Below are 5,018 nucleotides of genomic sequence, written 5' to 3'. Positions count from 1 at the left end.
GCCGTCAAGGGTGGCGTACGCTGCCGAAAACTAACATATCTGCAATTTTCAAGGTTCCCATGGAGCCTTTTTTTTCAGCTCCATTTTTTCATAGGCTACTTTACACTACCTTCTATGCTGATTTCTTGATAAATTTCTCTCCAAATCTATATTTTACGAGTGATCTGTCTGGAATTGCTTTAATGATTAGGTATGCTATAAAAATAGAGATTAATTTTCCAACACTCTCCGTTACGATATATACGGAAAATACGGATTCAAAAATATCTCTTCCTGTTGCCATCAGACCGGCTGCCAGCATAGACGCTCCTCCGCCTGTCGCACCGCCAAAAAAGAATACTGTAATTGGCGCAGCTGTAATGGTTCCTACTAAAGCAATAATAATTCCAGAAATTATTAATTTCCAAATTTTTGTCATCATATTGTACTTGGACAAAAGTCCAGCTGCAATTCCAATAAAGAAGGCACAAAATGCATACGGAATCCACGATGGATCGAAAATACCATTGATAAGGTTTGTTAGGACTCCTGTAACTGCTGCCGGAATCGGTCCGGCTAACGCACCTACCAAAATTACTCCAATCATATCAAGGTCCACTGGAAGCTTTAATACAGATGTCATCTGACCTCCTACAATGTTGATTGCAATTGCTACCGGGATTAATAAAATTACCATCAGTGAAAAGTTTTCATTTGCTTTTTTCATTTTTTCTTCCTCCTATCCTTAAAATAACATCGTAACATCTTCATCAAATACTGTTTTAAAGAAAAGTTTATAAAATTTTTCTACATCTACTTCTTCTGCATACAATGCATTACATTTCCCATCATTCCAATGTCCATCAATGTCCACAATCGATTGGCCTTTCGCAATCCCCTCTGTTACTACATCAATATATGCGGGCCTCATTTTGAGAATAGAAGGCTCTATGAAATATGCAGTTGTAAGTACATCATGCATGGGAGATACTGCCTTTTTTCTTGTACGCCAATTATCATCCAATCCTTCTTTTGTAATGTTATATACAAAGTTTGACAAAGGAGTATCCATCATACGGAGAATTTCTCTCATTCCGCAATTCAATGCTATTTTATTTGTCACATCCAAGCCAATCATTGTAACATCTTTAATTCCGGCCTGTAAAACTTCATGGGCGGCCTGTGGGTCTGCCCAAAAATTATATTCCGCAACCGGACTCATGTTTCCTGTATATTTGGCTCCTCCCATTATAATCAGCCTCTTCAGATTCTTAGCAAATTCTTCTGACCTTCTAATCGCTTTTGCAATATTTGTACATGGTCCAATCGCAAACAATGTAATTTCTCCCGGATGGCTGTTGATATATTCTACCAGAAAATCTACTGCTCCAATTTCTTCCTCTTTTTTGTCAGAAAGTATAGTATCTGCGTATCCTCCAAGTCCATCGTCTCCAAATGCACTTACCGTATCCGGCATCTTTTTGTCCAGAGCCACCGCTGATCCTCTATACAGAGGAATATCTTGTCTTCCGCACAGAGCCAGAATATTACAGCCATTTCTGGTGGTAGTATCCAGCGCACCGTTTCCCGTAACCGAACAAACCGCTTTCAAATCAAGTTTTTCTGAATGCAGTGCCAGAATAATGGCAAGCGCATCATCGCTTCCGGGATCACAATCAATTATTATTGGTTCTTTGTTCATATCCGCACCTCCTATTCTTTTTATTACAGCCCATCTACTTCTTCTCTTGTGGGTATGGATGTCTGCGCACCTTTTCTAGTTACTGCCACAGACGATACCTTCTGTCCAAAACGAATTGCTTCGTGACAGCTTTTCCCTTCACTTAAAGCAAGGGCAAATGCCGCTGTAAAGCTGTCGCCTGCTGCCGTGGTATCTACCGCTTTCACCTTCCTTGCAGGAAAAAATTTTTCCTCCTTCTCTGATACAAGCAGACATCCCTTTTCTCCCAATGAAACAATCACGTTTTTTACACCTTGAGAAAGCAATTTTCTTGCCCCCGCTGCCAACTCCTCCTGAGTCTCCATTTTTGTACCTGTCAGGATTTCCAACTCTGTCTCATTGGGTTTGATATAGTCGACATCTGCAAAAAATCCCTCTGGAAGATTCCCAATCGCAGGTGCCGGATCCAAAATAACCGTTTTTCCAAGACTTACCGCCAGATTCTTCACGTACTGAACCGTTTCCAGTGGAATTTCCAGTTGCATGATCACAATATCACTGTCTTCTATCTGTTTTTGATACTTTTGAACCAGCTCCTTTTTGACCATTCCATTTGTTCCTGCAATAATAATGATTGCATTTTCTCCCCGATCATCTACCGTAATAAAGGCCTGACCGGTTGTCTCACCCGGAATGACAGGTATAGAAGATGTATCTACACCCACATGATCAAGACTGGATTTTAATGTCTCTCCACAACTATCATCGCCTACTGCGCCGATCATTGCTACATTTCCGCCCAGGATACCGACAGCATATGCCTGATTGGCTCCTTTCCCTCCCGGTATCAACGAAACGCTTCGACCTGATATAGTCTCTCCCGCATGCGGCATATAAGGTGTTTCAATTACACAATCCATATTCAAACTGCCTATAACAACTATTTTCTTCATGACTTCTCCCTCCCTTCTGTCAGTTCTGTTATAATACTGTATTTCGAATAAATCTCATCTTCATAAACATCTACTGCCTTCCGATCTGGCAGTGCTGGCTGTACACCATATCTTGTAACAGTAATTCCAGATGCATATATGGCAAATCCAATCGCATGAATAATATTTTTCCCTTCGCTTAGGCAAACCGCCATTGCGCTAATAAAGGAATCTGCCCCTCCGGTTGTATCCACAGCTTCAAAGCCACTTCCAGAAAAATGCAGAGAGTAAGAGGGATTTGTAAGGTAACAGCCTTTTTCTCCCATGGTTACAATTACATTTTCTACACCTTTCTTGCGTAAAACTTCTGCTTTCTCCTCCAGACTTTTCCTGCCTGGCACTAAAAGGTTCAATTCTTTTTCATTCGGAACAAAATACGCAATATCCGGCAGAAGTTCTTCTTTGATTTTTTCTACGGCAGATGGCTTTAATATGACTTGTGTATGATTGTGCTTACAGAATTTAATGGTATATTCCACAATTTCGTCCGGCACTTCCATCGACAAAAGACAATATTTTGCACTCTGAAAAAGATATCGGCATCCGTTGATCTGGGAAATGTCCAAATGACTGTTAGCGCCCTGATATACCACAATCGTGCTTTCTCCCCTGTTGTCTACATTGATATAAGCCTTTCCACTTGGAAGGACGGTATCAAATATCACACCATCTACATGAACGTGATTTTCTGTCAGACTTGTATACAATTGCTTGCCATCCATATCCTTTCCCAGGCAGCCGATCATATAGACCTGTCCACCCAATTTTCCGGCTCCCACTGCCTGATTTCCACCTTTTCCTCCCGGAAAGACCAGCACTTTTTCCGCCAGCTGTGTCTCCCCGCTTACCGGAATCCTGGAAACCTCCATAGTTACGTCCATATTCATGCTTCCTACGACAACAATCTTTTCTCCCTGCTTTTCCTGGGCCGGCCGTACAATACTATTTCTTTCCACCAATACAGGTGGAAATTTTCGCATAAGTTCAATCTGTTTTTCTCCCTGGATCATATCCACCAGATACTCTACCGCATCCCTGCTCATATTTTCTGCCGGCAGCTTTACAGCGGTAATCCCATCCCCTAGGATTTTCACCATTTCACCATCGCCCACCACGATCATAGAAAGACCATCCGGGACAACTGTTCTTGTTCGCTCCATCAGTTTCCATACACAGCAGGCGATATCCCAGGAGCCACATATAACGGCTGTCACATCTCCACTTAAACACTGACGGACTCCGTATGTTTCTATATCCTCTATGGAATCACCTTCATAGGACCATACCGGCTGCAGTGGCAGGTTACTGCTTTGTACAGCCATACGATATCCTTCCAAAATAGATTCATCGGCTTTATGTACCATGCATGCAATTTTCTGATGTCCCTCTTTTATAAGACGTTCAGCCGCCAGCCTACCAGCTTCAGAGAGTCTATAATAAAAAGTCACTTTCTGCTTTTCGTCGAATTCTTTCGTTTCATTCAAATAAACAGATGTATTCTCCAATCTTCCACACAGAAATTTCTTTTTACCATCAATCATCACACCTGATACTTGCCTTTTATTCATTTCCTCAATGCCTGTTAAGATTTCCTCTTCGCTGTCCACATAAGTAACGACCAAACCATATCCCAATTCTTTGGCTGCTTTTCCAGCACTTAAAACAATGTTCTCTCTTTCCCTATGGCTGCGCCTGATAATCAAACCCAGAAGATGATTTTTCAATCCTTCCTTTTCCCGGAATTTAAAATACGGAACGTAATTTTCTTCCTCAATAACGCGCAGAACCTTTCTTTTGGTTTCTTCACTGATATCTCGGTCTTTGCCATTCATGACTTTTGAAACGGTTGAAGCTGATACTCCGGCAAGCCTTGCAATATCATGTATGTTCATAATTCCTCCCTTCTTTAAAAACCAGAAATTTTTTTAGTAAATTAATTTTGTTTGAATATTATCATTTCATGAATATTTAATCAATATTTTAGATTTACGAAACTATTTTCCTACACTTTGCATAATTTAAGGCTTTTACTAAACAATTTTCGCTCTTTTATTTTTGCAAAATTCGCCAAGGATTTTTCACTTCATCCTAACATGTTCTGCTTTTCATAGAAGCAGGAAAATATTCCCAGATAGAGAAGCTCCCTATTTTTTATTCGTAAAACAAAAATAACAGACAACCTTTTACGATTATCTGTAAGCGCCAAATATTAATGCGGTCAGATACAAAATTACCCCAGCCCTTTGCGAGTTGGCGTAATTCACTATAATTCACATGCGATTTTTGATAGATTGGAGTTTTTCACTCCAAGGTGCCAGTTCTTCCAGTTGTTCATCGGTCATATCTTTACTTGGCCGGTGCTCCAG

At 40.7% G+C, this 5,018-nt stretch carries 4 protein-coding genes; all 4 read right to left on the bottom strand.

Features of this window, described 5'->3' with window-relative positions:
* Positions 1-112: 112 nt before the first annotated feature.
* The 4 genes from ACTNBR_RS15970 to ACTNBR_RS15955 are packed head-to-tail and all read right to left on the bottom strand — an operon-like array spanning position 113 to position 4,544.
* Positions 113-706 carry an ECF transporter S component gene (locus ACTNBR_RS15970; protein ID WP_441019179.1) on the bottom strand — a complete coding sequence of 198 codons (594 nt, stop codon included), beginning with the start codon at positions 704-706 and terminating at the stop codon, positions 113-115.
* 18 nt (positions 707-724) lie between these two features.
* Entirely contained in the window at positions 725-1,681 is a 957-nt protein-coding gene (locus tag ACTNBR_RS15965) for a nucleoside hydrolase (RefSeq protein WP_441019181.1), read from the bottom strand.
* Positions 1,682-1,704: 23 nt separating this feature from the next.
* Positions 1,705-2,613, bottom strand: coding sequence for a ribokinase (gene rbsK, locus ACTNBR_RS15960; protein WP_441019183.1), 909 nt, complete (start codon positions 2,611-2,613; stop codon positions 1,705-1,707).
* The gene (locus ACTNBR_RS15955) at positions 2,610-4,544 is read right to left on the bottom strand and encodes a PfkB family carbohydrate kinase (protein WP_441019185.1); all 1,935 of its coding nucleotides are present in this window, start codon (positions 4,542-4,544) and stop codon (positions 2,610-2,612) included. Before ACTNBR_RS15955 ends, rbsK begins: the two co-directional genes overlap by 4 nt.
* Positions 4,545-5,018: the final 474 nt, after the last annotated feature.

Origin of the sequence: Bariatricus sp. HCP28S3_F11 (assembly GCF_052065395.1) — a bacterium.
Classification (GTDB): domain Bacteria; phylum Bacillota; class Clostridia; order Lachnospirales; family Lachnospiraceae; genus Allocoprococcus.
The sequence above is the reverse complement of the archived record's forward strand: the minus strand, read 5'-3'. Positions and strand labels throughout refer to the sequence as shown.

What these genes read in the sequence shown, in the direction of transcription:
- ACTNBR_RS15965 (WP_441019181.1), bottom strand. Translation starts at nt 1,681, where the DNA reads ATGAACAAAGAACCAATAATAATTGATTGTGATCCCGGAAGCGATGAT.
- rbsK (WP_441019183.1), bottom strand. Translation starts at nt 2,613, where the DNA reads ATGAAGAAAATAGTTGTTATAGGCAGTTTGAATATGGATTGTGTAATT.
- ACTNBR_RS15955 (WP_441019185.1), bottom strand. Translation starts at nt 4,544, where the DNA reads ATGAACATACATGATATTGCAAGGCTTGCCGGAGTATCAGCTTCAACC.
- ACTNBR_RS15970 (WP_441019179.1), bottom strand. Translation starts at nt 706, where the DNA reads ATGAAAAAAGCAAATGAAAACTTTTCACTGATGGTAATTTTATTAATC.